This is a genomic window from Streptomyces longhuiensis (assembly GCF_020616555.1).
GTDB lineage: Bacteria > Actinomycetota > Actinomycetes > Streptomycetales > Streptomycetaceae > Streptomyces > Streptomyces longhuiensis.
Genome location: NZ_CP085173.1, coordinates 5,994,332 through 6,009,631 on the forward strand (window position 1 = coordinate 5,994,332; position 15,300 = coordinate 6,009,631).

At 70.7% G+C, this 15,300-nt stretch carries 16 protein-coding genes; 9 read left to right on the forward strand and 7 right to left on the reverse strand.

Features of this window, described 5'->3' with window-relative positions; genetic code table 11:
* Window positions 1–71: 71 nt before the first annotated feature.
* On the reverse strand, window positions 72–1,670 hold the full coding sequence (locus tag LGI35_RS27795; protein ID WP_227296983.1) for an N-acyl-D-amino-acid deacylase family protein: 1,599 nt from the start codon (window positions 1,668–1,670) through the stop codon (window positions 72–74).
* A gap of 210 nt (window positions 1,671–1,880) precedes the next feature.
* Entirely contained in the window at window positions 1,881–3,179 is a 1,299-nt protein-coding gene (locus tag LGI35_RS27800; protein ID WP_227296984.1) for an amino acid deaminase, read from the reverse strand.
* A 150-nt stretch (window positions 3,180–3,329) separates the two neighbouring features.
* Between LGI35_RS27800 and LGI35_RS27805 the strand changes: the two genes are divergently transcribed.
* From LGI35_RS27805 to LGI35_RS27820, 4 genes are all read left to right on the forward strand, one after another.
* Window positions 3,330–4,382, forward strand: coding sequence for a sugar kinase (locus tag LGI35_RS27805; RefSeq protein WP_227296985.1), 1,053 nt, complete (start codon window positions 3,330–3,332; stop codon window positions 4,380–4,382).
* Complete coding sequence (locus LGI35_RS27810) at window positions 4,379–5,191, forward strand: IclR family transcriptional regulator (RefSeq protein ID WP_227296986.1); 813 nt, start codon at window positions 4,379–4,381, stop codon at window positions 5,189–5,191. Before LGI35_RS27805 ends, LGI35_RS27810 begins: the two co-directional genes overlap by 4 nt.
* On the forward strand, window positions 5,188–5,598 hold the full coding sequence (locus tag LGI35_RS27815) for a RidA family protein (RefSeq protein WP_100598214.1): 411 nt from the start codon (window positions 5,188–5,190) through the stop codon (window positions 5,596–5,598). Before LGI35_RS27810 ends, LGI35_RS27815 begins: the two co-directional genes overlap by 4 nt.
* A 115-nt stretch (window positions 5,599–5,713) precedes the next feature.
* Complete coding sequence (locus LGI35_RS27820; protein WP_227296987.1) at window positions 5,714–7,195, forward strand: GntP family permease; 1,482 nt, start codon at window positions 5,714–5,716, stop codon at window positions 7,193–7,195.
* A 94-nt stretch (window positions 7,196–7,289) separates the two neighbouring features.
* On the opposite strand, the gene LGI35_RS27825 is transcribed toward LGI35_RS27820, so the two are convergent.
* Window positions 7,290–7,667 (reverse strand): hypothetical protein, encoded by a 378-nt coding sequence (locus LGI35_RS27825; protein WP_227296988.1) that lies wholly within the window; start codon window positions 7,665–7,667, stop codon window positions 7,290–7,292.
* Window positions 7,668–7,772: 105 nt separating this feature from the next.
* On the opposite strand from LGI35_RS27825, the gene LGI35_RS27830 reads away from it, so the two are divergent.
* Genes LGI35_RS27830 through LGI35_RS27845 form a run of 4 tightly spaced genes read left to right on the forward strand, consistent with a single transcriptional unit; the run spans window position 7,773 to window position 11,778 of the window.
* Entirely contained in the window at window positions 7,773–9,050 is a 1,278-nt protein-coding gene (locus tag LGI35_RS27830; RefSeq protein ID WP_227296989.1) for an MFS transporter, read from the forward strand.
* Window positions 9,051–9,089: 39 nt separating this feature from the next.
* Window positions 9,090–9,605, forward strand: coding sequence for a hypothetical protein (locus LGI35_RS27835; protein WP_227296990.1), 516 nt, complete (start codon window positions 9,090–9,092; stop codon window positions 9,603–9,605).
* Window positions 9,606–9,665: 60 nt separating this feature from the next.
* Window positions 9,666–11,018, forward strand: coding sequence for an Nramp family divalent metal transporter (locus tag LGI35_RS27840; RefSeq protein WP_227296991.1), 1,353 nt, complete (start codon window positions 9,666–9,668; stop codon window positions 11,016–11,018).
* Between the two features lie 52 nt (window positions 11,019–11,070).
* Window positions 11,071–11,778, forward strand: a complete 708-nt coding sequence (locus LGI35_RS27845; RefSeq protein ID WP_227296992.1) for a hypothetical protein — start codon at window positions 11,071–11,073, stop codon at window positions 11,776–11,778.
* Between the two features lie 211 nt (window positions 11,779–11,989).
* Here LGI35_RS27845 and LGI35_RS27850 read toward each other — a convergent pair whose 3' ends face one another.
* Both LGI35_RS27850 and LGI35_RS27855 read right to left on the reverse strand, forming a co-directional pair.
* Window positions 11,990–12,181: a hypothetical protein gene (locus LGI35_RS27850; RefSeq protein ID WP_227296993.1), complete on the reverse strand. Its 192-nt coding sequence runs from the start codon at window positions 12,179–12,181 to the stop codon at window positions 11,990–11,992.
* 11 nt (window positions 12,182–12,192) lie between these two features.
* Window positions 12,193–13,047 (reverse strand): helix-turn-helix domain-containing protein, encoded by an 855-nt coding sequence (locus tag LGI35_RS27855; protein ID WP_227296994.1) that lies wholly within the window; start codon window positions 13,045–13,047, stop codon window positions 12,193–12,195.
* Between the two features lie 240 nt (window positions 13,048–13,287).
* On the opposite strand from LGI35_RS27855, the gene LGI35_RS27860 reads away from it, so the two are divergent.
* Window positions 13,288–13,791, forward strand: a complete 504-nt coding sequence (locus LGI35_RS27860; protein ID WP_227296995.1) for an ATP-binding protein — start codon at window positions 13,288–13,290, stop codon at window positions 13,789–13,791.
* Here LGI35_RS27860 and LGI35_RS27865 read toward each other — a convergent pair.
* Both LGI35_RS27865 and LGI35_RS27870 read right to left on the reverse strand, forming a co-directional pair.
* Window positions 13,778–14,329: a hypothetical protein gene (locus tag LGI35_RS27865; RefSeq protein ID WP_227296996.1), complete on the reverse strand. Its 552-nt coding sequence runs from the start codon at window positions 14,327–14,329 to the stop codon at window positions 13,778–13,780. The two genes, LGI35_RS27860 and LGI35_RS27865, sit on opposite strands and share 14 nt — an antisense overlap.
* A 160-nt stretch (window positions 14,330–14,489) precedes the next feature.
* Complete coding sequence (locus LGI35_RS27870) at window positions 14,490–15,083, reverse strand: hypothetical protein (protein ID WP_227296997.1); 594 nt, start codon at window positions 15,081–15,083, stop codon at window positions 14,490–14,492.
* Window positions 15,084–15,300: the final 217 nt, after the last annotated feature.

Here is a 15,300-nt window from a genome sequence, read left to right on the forward strand (position 1 = left end):
TGGGCGGGCGTTTCGGGGCGTCGTCGCGGGTGGGCGCGGTGGCCCGCGCCCGGTCCGGCCGTCCGGGACGGTTACGCCGTCCTGCGGACCGACCGCCCCGCGAGCACGTCCGTGCGGCGTCCGTCCTCCATCACGAACTTCCCGTCGATCAGTACGTGCGGGATGCCCACGGGGAGCGTGCGCGGCGCCTCGAACGTGGAGCCCGCCGCGACCGTCTCCGGATCGAAGAGGACCAGGTCGGCGCGGTAGCCCTCGCGGACCAGGCCGCGGTCGGCCAGCCGCAGCCGGGCCGCGGGACGCGACGTGAGGTGGGCGACCGTCTCCTCCAGCGACATGATGCCGAGCTCGCGCGCGTAGCGGCCCAGGTAGTGCGGGAACGTGCCGTACGCCCTCGGGTGCGGCTTGAAGCCCTGGAGGATGCCGTCGCTGCCGCCCGTGTGCACCGGATGCTGCATGATCGCCCGGACGTTCTCCTCGTGGCCGACGTGCTGGAGGATCGTCGAGCCCAGCCTGTCGTCGATGAGCAGGCGGCGCGCGGTCACCCACGGCGCCTCGCCGCGCATGTCGGCCGACTCCTGGACCGTCTTGCCTACGCAGGACGCGAGCCCCGGGTCGGACACACCGGAGATCTCGATGGCGTCCCACTCGATGGGCACACCGTGGCAGCCGTCCGCCCCGATGACCTCCATGTGGTGGCGGATCCGCTCGGCGGTCGCGTCGTCCTGCAGCCGCTTCATGATCTCGTCGGGGCCGCCCTCGCTCGCCCAGCTCGGCAGCATCGCGACGAGCGTCGTGCTGCCCGGCGTGTACGGGTACGTGTCGAGCGAGATGTCGGCGCCGTCGGCGAGCGCCGCGTCGAGCAGGGAGATCAGGTCGGGCGCCTTGCCCTTGTTCACCCCGAAGTTCATGGTGGCGTGCGCGAGATGGAGCGGGCAGCCCGCCTCGCGGGTGAGCTCCACCATCTCCCGGTACGCGTCGAGCGCCCCGGCGCCGTACGAGCGGTGGTGCGGACAGTAGTAGCCGTCGTACGAGGCCACGACCCGGCACAGCTCGGTGAGTTCGGCGTCCTTCGCGTACATGCCGGGTGTGTAGGTGAGGCCGGACGACATGCCGACGGCGCCCTGCTCCATGCCCTCGGCGACGAGCTGCCGCATGCGGTCGAGCTCCTCGGGCGTCGCGTCGCGGTCGTCCCAGCCGACCGCGTACATCCGTACGGTGCCCTGCGGGATCAGGTACGCGGCGTTGACCGCGATGCCGCGGTCGAGGCGGTCCAGGTACTCGCCGACCGTGCGCCAGTCGAAGTCGATGTCGGAACCGTCACCGTTCCAGCCCGTGATCGCGCGGCGGACCTCGGCGAGCGTGCGGTCGTCGACCGGTGCGTACGAGAGGCCGTCCTGGCCGAGGACTTCGAGCGTGACGCCCTGCGCGGCCTTCGCGCTGTGGTCCGGGTCGCGCAGCAGCGCCAGGTCGCTGTGGGCGTGCATGTCGATGAAGCCGGGGGACAGGGCGAGGCCTGACGCTTCCAGCGTCCTGTGGGCCGAGGGGCGGGGGCCGCCGTCACCTTCCCGGTGGATCGTCGTGACGCGGCCGTCCTGGACGCCGACGTCGGCCCGGTAGGAGGCACCTCCGGTGCCGTCGATGACGCGCGCGTCGCGGATGACCAGGTCCATGTGGGTGTGCCTCTCTTGGGTACGGGTGTTCGGGTACGGGTGCGTTGTGGCTGGTCGCGCCGTTCCCCCGCGCCCCTTGAAGGCATGCGCTGCGCGCAGCCTTCCCCGATGGGATGCCGCACGAAGCGCGCATCTCGGGGGCGCGGGGAACGGCGCGACCAACCCCCACCGGAGCCGTACCCGAACACCCGCGGCCCCGATGGCCGTCGCCTAGAAGAACGTCCGGACGTAGTCCACGACCGTGCCGTCCGCCTCCACGAGCGGGATGAGCTGCCACTTGTCGAAGGACGTGCACGGGTGCGACAGGCCCATGCCGAGCCAGTCGCCCACCGCCAGGTCCTCGCCCCCGTCCGTGCGCACCCAGCCGTGCTGGTCGGAAAGCCCCGTCACCGTCACGCCGGTGGCCTCGCGCACCTCGCCCGTACGGGCGTCCCGTACGACCTGCGCCTCGGGCAGATCCAGGTCGTACGCCGCGTCGCGCTTGCCGGCGTTCGTGAACGCCTGCTCCGGCGTCGGGCGCGAGACGACCTGCGCCCACAGCCGGAACGCCGGGTGCAGCGCGCCCTCCTCCGGGACCCGGTTGAACGGCGTGAGGTGCTTGTAGTGGCCGTCGTCGTGCGACACGTACGCGCCCGAGCGCAGCAACTTCAGTACGGGCGCCGAGAGTTCGGGCAGTTCGGCGAACACCTCCGCCACCGCGTCGAACCAGGCGCTGCCGCCCGCGCTGACCACGATCTCGTCCAGGTCCGCGAAACGGCTCGCCTTGTCGAAGTCGACGAGCAGCCCGGTGAGCCGGCGCAGCCAGGCCCCGACCGTCTCGGGCGACGCGTCGGGCACCTCGCCCTCGTAACCGGCGACGCCGACCAGGCGCAGCGTGTCCGCCGCCGCGACGGCGTTCGCGAGGTCGAAGCACTCGGCCTCGGTCCGCACGCCCGTGCGCGCGCCCTCGCCCGCGCCCAGCTCCACGACCACGTCGACCGGCCGCGTGGCACCGGCCTCGGCGAGGGCGGCGTCCATCAGCTCGACCCCGCGCACAGAGTCGACGTAACAGATGAAACGGAAGTCGGGGTCGCGGTCGAGTTCGCCCGCGAGCCAGCGCAGGGCGGCCGGGTCGACGAGCTCGTTCGCGAGGAAGATCCGCTCGATGCCGAAGGCGCGGGCGACCCGCACCTGGTGCGGCACGGCGAGGGTGATGCCCCACGCGCCGTGCTCGAGCTGGCGATGGAAGAGCTGCGGCGCCATCGACGTCTTGCCGTGCGGCGCGAAGGCCAGGCCGTGGCGAGTGGCGTATGTCTCCATGAGCGCGAGGTTGTGCTCGAGCCGCTCGGCGGAGAGTGCGAGGACCGGGGTCGTGAAGCCGCCGGTGAAAAGGTTGCGGCGCTCGGCCGCGAGCTCGCCGACGGTCATGCCTTCCGCGTCCGGGGGCAGCCCCTTGAAGCGGTGGTCGACCCGCTCGAGATCCAGATCCCTGAGACGGGCTACGGCGTTGACGGCGTTGTCGGCGGCCATGGAGCCTCCTCGTAAGAAGGCCGTTGCAAATGATGCAACGGTCATTGCGTATGTCGCTTACAGCTGTCTAACATCCGAGCCAACGCCGGGTCAACGGAGCCGTTGATCCCCCCGGCATGAGCCCAGATCCCACGAGGAGCCCGAACCACCGTGACCGCCACCGGACCCGCCGCCCCCGCGCACCACGCACCCGTGGATGTCGTCACGCTCGGCGAGTCCATGGTCACCTTCGTGCCCTCCGTACCCGGGCGCCTCGCCGACGTACCGTCCTTCGACCGCGGCATCGGCGGAGCCGAGTCCAACGTGGCGTGCGTGCTCGCCGCCGCCGGACACACCGTGCGCTGGGTCAGCCGCGTCGGCGCCGACGGCTTCGGCGACCACCTGGTCGACGCGATCGGCGCGTACGGCGTCGACACCTCCGCCGTACGACGCGACGCCGCCCGCCCCACCGGCATCTACTTCCGCACCGCCGGGGACCGCGCCACCGATGCCCACGAGGTCGCCTACTACCGCGCCGGATCCGCCGCCTCCGCGATGACCAGCCAGAACATGGACCTGGCCGCGATCCGCTCCGGCCGCGTCCTGCACCTGTCCGGGATCACGCCCGCGCTCTCCGCCGGCTGCCTCGACCTCACCGCCGACCTCACCGCCCGCACCCCCGCCGGCCGGCCCCTCGTCTCCTTCGACGTCAACCACCGCCCCGGCCTGTGGCCCCGCCCCGACGACGCCCGCGTCCTGCTCGACCTGGCCCGCGGCGCCGACCTCGTCTTCGTCGGCGAGGACGAGGCCGAGGACGCCTGGGGCATCACCGGCGGCCCGGACGCCATCCGCGCCGCCCTTCCCGAACCCGCGACGCTCGTCGTCAAGCGCGGCGCCGACGGCGCGGTCGCCTACGACGAACATGGCGTACGCCATACCGAGCCCGCGCCCCGCGTGGACGTCGTCGCCGCGGTCGGCGCCGGCGACGCCTTCGCCGCCGGCTACCTCTCCGGCGCCCTGCGCGGCCTGCCCGTACCCGCCCGGCTGCGCCACGGCCACCTCATGGCCGCCGCCGCCCTCACCACCCCCGGCGACCTCGCCGCGCCCCCGAGCCGCGCCCACGCCGACCGCCTCGCCGACCTCGACGGCGCCTCCTGGGGCACACTGCACCTCGGCCCCGGCTGGACCGCCGACGGGGCCGTGGAGGAGGTACGTACGCCATGAGCCAGACAGTCGACCGAGCGCTGAGCATCCTGCCGCTGCTCGCCGAGGGCCCCGCCGACCTGGGCCAGGTCGCCGACCGCCTCGGCGTCCACAAGTCCACGGCCCTGCGCCTGCTGCGGACCCTCCACGAACACGGCCTGGTCTACCGCCAGTCCGACCAGCGCTACCGCCTCGGCGCGCGCCTGTTCGCCCTCGCCCAGGAAGCCGTCGAGAACCTCGACGTCCGTGAGATCGCCCACCCCCACCTCACCGCGCTCAACGAGAAGTGCGGCCACACGGTCCACCTCGCCGTGTACGAGGAGAACGAGGTCCTCTACATCGACAAGGTGGAGAGCCGCTACCCGGTCCGCATGTACTCGCGCATCGGCAAGCCCGTGGCCATCACGGTCGCCGCCGTCGCCAAGCTCCTCCTCGCCGACCTCCCCGAAGCCGAGCGCCGCGCCATCGCCGAGCAGCTCGACTACCCCACGTACACGGCCCGTTCGACCCCGAACGCCGGCGCCTTCCTCAAGGAACTCGCCGTCGTCCGCGAACAGGGCTGGGCCACCGACCTCGGCGGCCACGAGGAGTCCATCAACTGCGTCGGAGCGCCCATCCGGGGTGCGGACGGCCGCGTCGTCGCCGCCATGTCGGTCTCCGCGCCGAACGTGGTCGTCACGGCCGAGGAACTCCTCACCCTGCTCCCACTGGTCCGCCGCACGGCCGACGCGATCAGCCGGGAGTACTCCGGAGCCGTACCCGGCTCCAAAGAGGCCACCACCAAGGCCGCCAGCAAAGAAGCCCCCACCAAGGAAGCCACCTCACGATGACCGAGAAGACCGCGCTCACCCCCGCCACGCACACGACCCCGCCCGCGAAGTTCTCGCACGGCGTCAAGAAGGGCAACATCCTTCAGGTCGCGGGCCAGGTCGGCTTCCTGCCGGCCGTGGAGGGCCAGGCCCCCACCCCCGCGGGCCCGACCCTGCGAGAGCAGACCCTCCAGACCTTCGCCAACGTCAAGGCGATCCTCGAAGAGGGCGGCGCCACCTGGGACGACGTCATGATGATGCGCGTCTACCTCACCGACGTCGACCACTTCGCCGAGATGAACGCGATCTACAACGCGTACTTCGAGGAGCAGGGCCTCAAGGCCCCGGCCTCCGCCCGCACCACCGTCTACGTCGGCCTCCCCAAGGGTCTCCTCATCGAGATCGACGCGCTCGCCGTCCTGAGCTGACGCCTTCGCAACACCCGTAACCCGTACGTCATCACGGTGCGGCGCCGATCCCCGCGGCGCCGCACCGCGATCCCCCCTGCCCTGAAAGCCCCATGGAATTACGAGGTCCCCCCTCATGTCCCTCCTGCCTCTCGCCGCGACCGCCCCCACCCCCGCGCCACCTCATACCGGCGGTCTCCTGACGATCATCGGCGGCACCGCGGGCCTGCTCACCTGCGCCGCGCTCGGCATCGCCCTTCTGCTCTTCCTGATCATCAAGGTCAGGCTCCAGCCCTTCCTGGCCCTCCTGACGGTCTCCATAGCCGTCGGCCTCGCGGCCGGCCTCTCCGTCACCGAGCTCTTCGGCACCGTCCAGAAGTCCGACGCCGTCTCCCTCATCGAGTCCGGCATGGGCGGCACCCTGGGCCATGTGGCGATCATCATCGGACTCGGCACCATGCTCGGCGCGGTGCTCGAAGTCTCCGGCGGCGCCGAGGTGTTGGCGTCCCGCCTCCTGAACCTCTTCGGCGAGAAGCGCGCCCCCCTCGCCATGGGCCTCACCGGCCTCATCTTCGGTATCCCGGTCTTCTTCGACGTCGGCATCTTCGTCCTCGCGCCGATCGTCTACGCGGCCGCCAAGCGCGGCGGCAAGTCGATCGTCCTCTACGCCATGCCGCTGCTCGCCGGCCTGTCGATGACCCACGCGTTCCTGCCGCCGCACCCCGGCCCCGTCGCCGCCGCCGGACTGCTCCACGTCCAGCTCGGCTGGGTCATCCTCATGGGCATCATCTGCGGCGTCCCCGCCGTGCTCGCCGCCTGGGTCTGGTCCGCGTGGATCGGCAAGCGCATCTTCGTGCCCGTCCCGCAGGACATGGTCGAGGCCGCCGACGAGGCCAAGGCCGCGCTCATCGAGGAGCAGCGCAAGGCCGGCGTGAAGCCGACCGAGAAGCCCGTCCCCCTCGGCACCGTGCTCACGATCATCGGCATCCCGCTCGTCCTGATCCTCCTGGCCACGTTCTCCTCGATCGCCTTCGACCCGTCCACGGTCCGCTCGGTCATCGAGTTCTTCGGCCACCCCTTCGTCGCCCTGACGATCGCCCTGCTCCTGGCCTACTACCTGCTCGGCATCCGCCGCGGCTGGTCCCGCAAGTCCCTGGAGACGGTGTCCACGGCGTCCCTGAAGCCGGTCGGCAACATCCTCCTGGTGGTCGGCGCGGGCGGCATCTTCGGCGCGGTCCTCAAGGGAAGCGGCGTCGCCCAGGCCCTCTCCGACACGTTCAACAACGTGGGCCTGCCCATCATCGTCCTCGCCTACCTGATCTCCCTGGTCCTGCGCGTCGCCCAGGGCTCGGCCACGGTCGCGATCGTCACGACGGCCGGCATCGTGTTGCCCCTCATCGAGTCGGGCCACTACTCCCAGCCGTTCACGGCCCTGGTCATCATGGCCATCTCGGCGGGCTCCATCTTCGCCTCGCACGTCAACGACGGCGGCTTCTGGATGGTCGCGAAGTACTTCGGCATCTCGGAGCGCGACACCCTCAAGACCTGGACCGTCCTGGAGTCGGTGCTCTCGGTGGCGGGCTTCGCGGTGGCGGCGGTGATCAGCCTCTTCGTCTAGGACGCGGGGCCGTGTGCCCTCGTCCAGGACACGGGCCGCGCACCGACTGCTGAGGCGTCGGGCCGGCGGAGCACTCCTCCGCCGGCCCGACGCCTCACTGCTCGATCCCCGCGAGCCCGGAACAGTCGTACCCCCCCGAGGGATCAGGCGCGTACACCCAGTAGAGCGCCGTGACCTGTACGCACAGCAGCAACAGGCCGAGCACCGCGCACACCATGACCGGCCACGCGCGCCCACGGCGCCGGACCACGCCCGCACACGTCACCAGCGCGGCCACACTGCAGAGCGGCCCCGCCCACGCGGTCACGTACATCCGCGCCGAGGGTCCCAGGTGCCTGCAGTGCCGGAACGTGTCCCCGTCGAAGGACACATGCGCGGCGAGCAGCGCGGCCGACACGGCGGTCAGCGCGACAGCGGCGGCAAGAAGGCCGCCGCGACGGCGGGACGGGGCGGTGAGGTTCATCGTTTCCATCACCACCAGTCAACTATCAACTATCCATTTGTTCTACGCGCTTCGCTTCGGCACCCTTGCCCCGGACTCATAGCCACACAGGGGCGGACACACAGGGGGCGCGCGGTGACGACCGGCAGACGTGAGACGACGGTGGACGGGCCTGCCCGACCGGACGATTCCCCGAGCCTGTGGCGCACCCCCGCCTTCCGCTCCCTGTTCGGCGCGAGCGTGCTGAGTCAGATCGGCACGAACGTCAGCTACGTCGCCGTACCGCTCCTCGCCGTCACCGAACTCCACGCGAGCCCCGCCCAGATCGGCGCCCTCGCCACCCTCAGCACCGTCGCGTTCCTGCTGATCGGCCTCCCCGCCGGCGCCTGGGTCGACCGCATGCGCCGGCGCCGCGTCCTGATCGTCTCGGACCTCGTACGCGGCCTGCTCTTCGCCTCGGTCCCGCTCGCCTGGTGGCTCGACGCCCTCACCCTCGGGCAGCTCTACGCGGTCGTCCTGCTCAACGGCTGCGCCACCGTCTTCTTCGACGTCGGCTCGCACAGCGTGGTGCCCCAACTGGTCGGCAAGGACCACCTCGTCCAGGCCAACGCCGCCTTCGTCACCCTCGAAGGCCTCACCGGAATCGGCGGGCGCAGCGCCGGCGGCGGCCTCGTCCAACTCCTCACCGCACCACTCGCTCTGGCGACCGCGGCGGCGAGCTATCTGGCCTCGGCCCTGGGCCTGACCTCGATCGGCCGCGGCCCCGCGCCGTCCACGCTTTCCGTACGCGTGCGGCTGCACACCCAGATCGCCCAGGGCCTGCGCCACGTCGTCGGCAACAGCGAGCTGCGCGCCCTCGCCCTCAACGGCTCACTGATCAACTTCGGCTCCACGGTCATCAACACGATGCTGCCCCTCCTCTTCGTGCGCCAACTCGGCCTCCCGGCAGGCGCCCTCGGCCTCTTCTGGGCGGCCGGCGGCGCCGGAGTCCTCCTCGGCGCCCGCTGCGCCCGCCCGGTCGCCGCCCGCCTCGGCCTCGGCCGGACCCTCGGCTCGGCGGGTCTGTGGCTGGCACCGGCGGGCCTGCTCGTCCCGCTCGTCGACCGGGGTCCGTGGCTGCTCGTGGCGGGCGCGGGCTGGTTCGTCTCGGCCGTGCGGACAGGCATGACCAACGTCCTCGGCGTGAGTCTGCGCCAGCGCATGACCGAGGACAGCCTGCTCGGCCGCATGAACGCCACTTTCCGCTTCATGTTCATGGGGGCGCTCGCGATCGGCTCGGCCCTCTCCGGGGTCCTCACGGAACTGACGTCGCTCCGCACGACACTCTGGGTGGGCGGCGCGTGTCTCGCCCTGGCCTTCCTGCCGGTCCACTTCTCCCCGGTACGGCGGCGCACGGATCTTCCGCAGGGCTGAGGGTCCCGCCCCACAGGCTCGTCCGCCATACTTCGCTCCGTGGAGCAGCGCATAGACACTCAGAAGGTCACGCCCGTAGACGCCGCCGGAGCCGACCCGGCCTCCGTCCCCGGCCTCACGCCCCCGCGCCAGTCCCCGGAGACGGAGGAGAAGGCTCTGTCCCTGGAGAAGACGGATCCGGCGGGGGAGCTGGACACGGAGCCGGACACGGAGCTGGACGCGGAACCGGAGCCCGCCGAGGACGCGGCCGCCGCCCCGGCCGACGCCCCGTCCGCCGACACGGACGGCCCGGACTTCACCGCCTCCGACCGCCGCGGCTCGATCACCGCGGACGCGACCGGCGTACGCCTCCGACTCGACGACCAAGAGGCCGAGTTCCACTGGGACGAGATCGGCGCGGTCGAGGTCGGCACCTCCCGGCGCCGCCTCACCGTCACGGTCCACACCCCGGACAGCCGCTGGTACCCGAACGACGTGGAGGCCCCGAACAAGGCGCGGGCCCAGGAGTGGGCGGACGAGCTCGACAAGGTCCTGGACGCGTACTTCGAGGACTGACCGGCACAACTTCCGGCAAGCCCTCTTGCCCCCTGCCGCGCTTTACGCTTCCTTGACGGTATGGCGGACACCACGGGCAACACAGGAACCGGAACCGACACCGCGCCTCCCAACACGCAACCCCGCAAGTCGAGTTGGAAGTACATCGGCCCGGGCATCGTCGTCGCCGCGACGGGCGTCGGCGCCGGCGACCTGGTGGCCACCCTGATCGCGGGCAGCAACTTCGGCTACACCCTGCTGTGGGCGGCGGTGATCGGCTGCCTGGTCAAGATCAGCCTGGCGGAGGCGGCGGGCCGCTGGCACCTGTCGACGGGCCGCACCCTGTTCGACGGCTGGGCGAGCCTCGGCCGCTGGACGACGTACTTCTTCGTGGTCTACGTCGTCGTCTGGGGCTTCGTGTACGGCGCGGCGGCGATGTCGTCGAGCGCGCTCCCGCTCCAGGCACTGTTCCCCGACCTGTTCCCCGCCGCGTGGTCGATCAAGCCGTGGGCGATCATCTGCGGGCTGGTCGGCCTGGTCTTCGTCTGGTTCAACAAGTACGCGGTGTTCGAGAAGGTCATGACGGTCCTGGTGGGCGTCATGTTCGTCGTGACGGTCTACCTGGCGATCCGGGTGACACCGCACCTCGGAGACGCGTTCGCCGGCCTGCTCCCGGTCCTGCCAGACGAGAAGGACTCGATCCTCAACACGCTGGGCCTGATCGGCGGCGTCGGCGGCACCATCACGCTGGCGGCGTACGGCTATTGGGTCAACGCGAAGGGCTGGACGAACGCGGGCTGGATGAAGGTCATGCGCCTGGACAACCGGGTCGCGTACATCACGACGGGCATCTTCGTCGTGGCGATGCTGTTCGTCGGCGCGGAACTCCTGCACGCCTCGCACACGTCGATCGCGGCGGGCGACAAGGGCCTGATCGACCTGACGGCAATCCTGCAGACCCAGTACGGCACCGCGACGGCCAAGCTCTTCCTCATCGGCTTCTTCGCCACGTCGTTCACGTCCCTCATCGGCGTGTGGCACGGGGTGAGCCTGATGTTCGCGGACTTCGTGGAGCGCTACCGCCGCACACGCGTCCGCGCGGAGCGGGTGTCGGTGACGGGGGAGGACGTGGCGACGGGTGCACGCGAGAAGGGCTGGCCGTTCCGCGCCTACCTGCTCTGGCTCACCTTCCCCCCGATCGTCCTCCTCTTCCAGGGCCAGCCATTCCGCCTGATCATCCTCTACGGAGTACTGGGCGCGGCCTTCATGCCCTTCCTGGCCCTGACCCTGATCTGGCTCCTCAACTCCTCCCGCACGCCCCGAGAGTGGCGCAACAGCTGGCTGAGCAACGGAATGCTGACGGTGGCGGGCCTGCTCTTCGTGGTCCTGTGCGCCCAGCAAGTCCGGGACCAGCCTTGGTCGGAGTTCTTCTGACCGGCGTTCGTCGCCGCTTGCGCCCTCCGGGCACGGGCTAGGCTCCCGCGTCATGCCGAACATACGTGCATCGCAGCGTGACGCCGACCGGTTGTGGGGGGCCTTCGGGGTTGCTCTCGGGGCCACGTTCGTCCTGTGGATGGTGTCCTGGCTCGTCACCGGGATCTCCGAGCAGGACGAGCGATGCGCCCAGGGAATGGTCGGCCCGGGTGGCAATTTCCGCCTGGAGGAGAGCAGCTTCCCGCCCAATGTGAGCTGCGTGTACGAGGACGGCACGACCCTCTCCAGCGCGGGCGCCCTCGTCTGGATCTTCTGGGCGGCGGTCGTGGTCCTGACCCTCTCGGGCCTGGGCGCACTCGCCCTGGAACTCGCCGGCGTCCGCGGCGCCAGGGCGGCGTCCCGTCTGAGCAAGCTGGCGATCACCGGCGCCGCCGCACTGGCCGCGGTCTACGCTCTCGCGTTCCTCGTCACGGGCTCGCCGAAGAGCGACCCCCTCCAGACCTGCTCGGCGTTCACCACGGGCATCTACGAACGGGCACAGTCGGTCCACCGCACACCGTTCCCCGCGCAGACGACGTGCGTCTACGCGGACGGCACGACGTATGACCTGGTCCCGGGCTGGATGGGGACCCTGGAATGGACACTGCTGGCAGCGACGTTCGTGTGCGCGGCGGGGGCGGTACGGGCGGGCAAGTATGCGGATGGGGACGCGGGACCGGGCGCCACTCCGCGAGTGACGGAGCCGGATCAGAGCAGGTGATCGGCCTCGCCGGCCTTGATGCCGGATGAGCGCGCGGAGCGCTTCGCGGGAGTCGATGAGGCGGGTGCCTTCGTCGCCGGAGACGGTGATGCAGGCGCCCCGTCGGCACGGTGACGCCTCCTAGGGGTGATTGGAGGATTTGGGCCAGTGGGGCGCCTTGACAGCGGGGGAGGGGTGGCCCAAATCATCCGATCCTGCGCCGCTCATTGCGTCAGAGGAGGTGGTCCGCCTTGCCGGCCTTGATGTCCAGGATCATCGTGCGGAGCGCTTCGCGGGAGTCGGTGAGATACGTTTCTTCGTCGCCGGCGACGGTGATGTAGGCGTTGCCGTCGGGGTCGGTTCCTAGGCGGAAGCAGTTGGCGCCCTCGCCGCAGAAGGGGTCTTCCCAGGTGATCGTCGGCACGGTGGCTTCTCCTAGACGAGGTCGTCGGCGAGCGTTCGGATGAGATCACGGGACGCCTCGGGCGGCAAGGCCACCGCCTCCAGCGCGCGGAACTGAGCCCGGTACTTGTGCAACTGCATCGAGGAGTCGATGAATTCCGGCCCGTGGGTGGCATCGAGTTCCACGGTGTCGAGGTCGGCCACCGGCCCCTCGGCGTATACGACCGACTGCCCCGCTCCGGGGAACCCGCCGGCCTTGAACGGCACTACCCGTACGGACACTTCGGGGCGTTCACCCACGCTCAGGACGTGCTCCAGCTGAAGCCTGGCGACGCCGGGGCCTCCGAACTGCATGCGGAGCGCTGCTTCATGCATGGTGAGTTCGAGCCGGGGCGGGTCGGCCTTGTTCAGGACTTGCTGGCGCTCCATTCGGTGAGCGACGCGTACGTCGATGTCGTGCTCGGGCAGGGGCGGAATGACGTGCTCGAAGACGGCCCGCGCGTGCTCCTCGGTCTGGATCAGCCCCGGCAGGTGAACGGTGAGGGCGATGCGGAGCTTGCGCGCGTGCCACTCCAGCTCTGCGATGTCCGAGAAACCGGAGGGGAGTTGGGGCCGGTAAGCCTCCCACCACCCTTTGACCCGCTCGCCCGCCATGTCTGCGAGTGCGTCCACGAGTCCCCGGTCCGCGCAGCCGTAGTTGGCCGCGAGTGTGCGGACGCGCTCCGGGCTGATGCCGGACCGTCCAGACTCCATGTTGGGCACGTTGGTGCGGGGGACACCGAGAAGGCCGGCGGCGAACTCGGTCGTCATCCCGGCGGCGGTCCGCATCTTGCGCAACTCCGCCCCGAGGCGCCGCTGACGTTCGGTCGGTGTGCTTCTCGGCGGCATGAGACCTCCAGTGACGGCGATGGGGACAGTCTGCCTCGGGGCTCGGATGGGTGAATGCCTCTATCGCTCGTAGTACATGTACTCCACTCGCGCTACAGTCGGTAACGCACAAGCTACACACGGCAGTTGGCAGTGCATCGCGCGAGCCTGCCCGCACGTTTCCTCCCTGGAAGGGTCGGGTTCGCGTCAGGGAGACGAGCCACCGACTGTTGCCCACTCCACCCCACAAGGGAGTTCGCCATGCCGGTCACCCTCTCCGCCTGCCCCGCGCACGCGGACCGCAGGGCCCCCACGCCCGAGAACCTCACGTACAGCCTCACCCTTCCCTCCACGCTCAGCTCGCCCGCGATGGCCCGCGCAGCGACCCGCACGCTCCTCGCGGCGCACGGATTGCGCGACATCCTGGACGCGGCGCTCCAGGCGGTCGCCGAACTGACGGCAACCGCCTGCCAATTCACCGGCTCACCCGAGATCTACGTATCGCTGCGTTACCGCGAGGACGCGCTGCGCCTGATCACGTACGACAGCCACCCGCGCCACGCGAACGCCCGGGTCGCCGCGGCCTGCGAGGCCCGGCGCCGGGCGGCGCTGCGTCTGCTGGCCTGCGTCACCCGCACGTGCGGAGGCGACTGGGGCTACGGCCCGGCCCGCGAGCCGGGAGGCGGTACGCGCATGTGGGCGACGCTGCCACGTACGAGCACGGCGTCGGCGTACGGCGGGCCGCGTGCGGTCAGTCCGCGATGAACATCTGGGCGGCGTGCCAGGAGAGGACTCCCTGTACGCCGTGGGTGGTGATGGTCAGGTCCATGCGCCCGTCCCACCGTTGCTCGCCGATGTGACTGCCCTGAAGATGATTGAGGACGACGGTCTCGATCTTCCTGGTGGGCGTGCAGTACATGTCCCGGCGCATGGCCTTCGCGCCGACGGCGTGGACGGTGAATTTGCCCGAACCGGCGCAGGCGAAGGTCAGTGAATACGTACGGCCCTCGAGCATCGTGGCTTTCTCGGGGGACTGGTCGAGATCGCGGATACGGATGGTGGCGTGGCCGCCGTTGCGCAGGCCGAGCTGGTGAGCGCCGGCGACTCCGTTGCCGTTGCGCTGGTTGAAGGTGGCGGTCCCGCCCTCACGTGTGACGGCGGCGTGGGCGGCCGCGGCCCACAACTTGAAGGCGGCCGGCGACGCGGCCTGCGCCTCCCGGGCGCCGTCTGGCCCGAGAACACCCCACAGCCCGGCCCCGACAACGACGGCACCCAACGCGACCCCGCCGACAACCTTCTTCACAACCAACCCCCACCCCTCGCGCGCCTGCACGGAGCGCAGGCGTGACGCGATTCTGCCAGGGGCGACGCGCCGGACTGAGACCCGGTGATCAGTCGGTGACGGGAACCCAGACTTCGCCACGGATGCGTGCGGTGCGCCTGGCCAGGGCGTCGAGGTCGCACTATGCCGGGGCGGCGCCGAAGCTGTCGGGGCTGTCGTCGATGACCGTGCCCTGGGTGTAGCGGTCGGACCAGGAGCAGACGGCCATGGTCAACTCCTGGTCGCCCTGGGCTTTCGTCAGCACTTTGCAGGCCATGTTGTCGCCGTAAGAGCTCTGGTCGGTCATATCGCGCCGCGAGATGGCGACGGTCGTTGAGTCGTTCTTCCCCATCCCGTCGAGCAGGCCCAACTTGGGATAGAGGGGGTTCTGTTGCTCCGAGAAGGAGCCGGTGTAAAACAGCTGCCCCGGGCCGGATTCCGCGCCGTACACCCCGGTCTTCGCCTGGAGGGACTGTGCGTAGGCGTCGCCGCCGTTCGCCGAGTTCTCGTAACGGCCGCTCACGTCCTGCCCGAGCCGTAACGCGCCGCTGTCGATGGTCTCGGGCAGGGGTAGTCGGTACCGCTGGGCGGACGGATCGGGTGTTGTGGCACGGCCTCCCTGCACTGCGCGGATGCCGCCCAGCAGGATTGCGGCGCCGACAATGCAGCCCGCGACGATGGTATTGGTCTTCCCGGCCCCGACCTTTTTCGGAGGCGGAGGCCCCCACCCGCCCACGGGCGGGCCACCGTATGGCCCTTGCGGAGGCATGCGCTGGTGAGGAACCCTTGAGGCGGCGCCCCGTGCGGGGGCCACTGCGTACCGGGCTGTGGGGACGCCGGTACGGGCGGAGCCCCGTACCGCGGCGCGCCGTATCCAGGTGGGGGTGGCTGGTGGGGCGTAGTCATTCGAAGCCCCTGCGGTTGAGAAGGGGGCTTGCCGGATTGGGGCATGA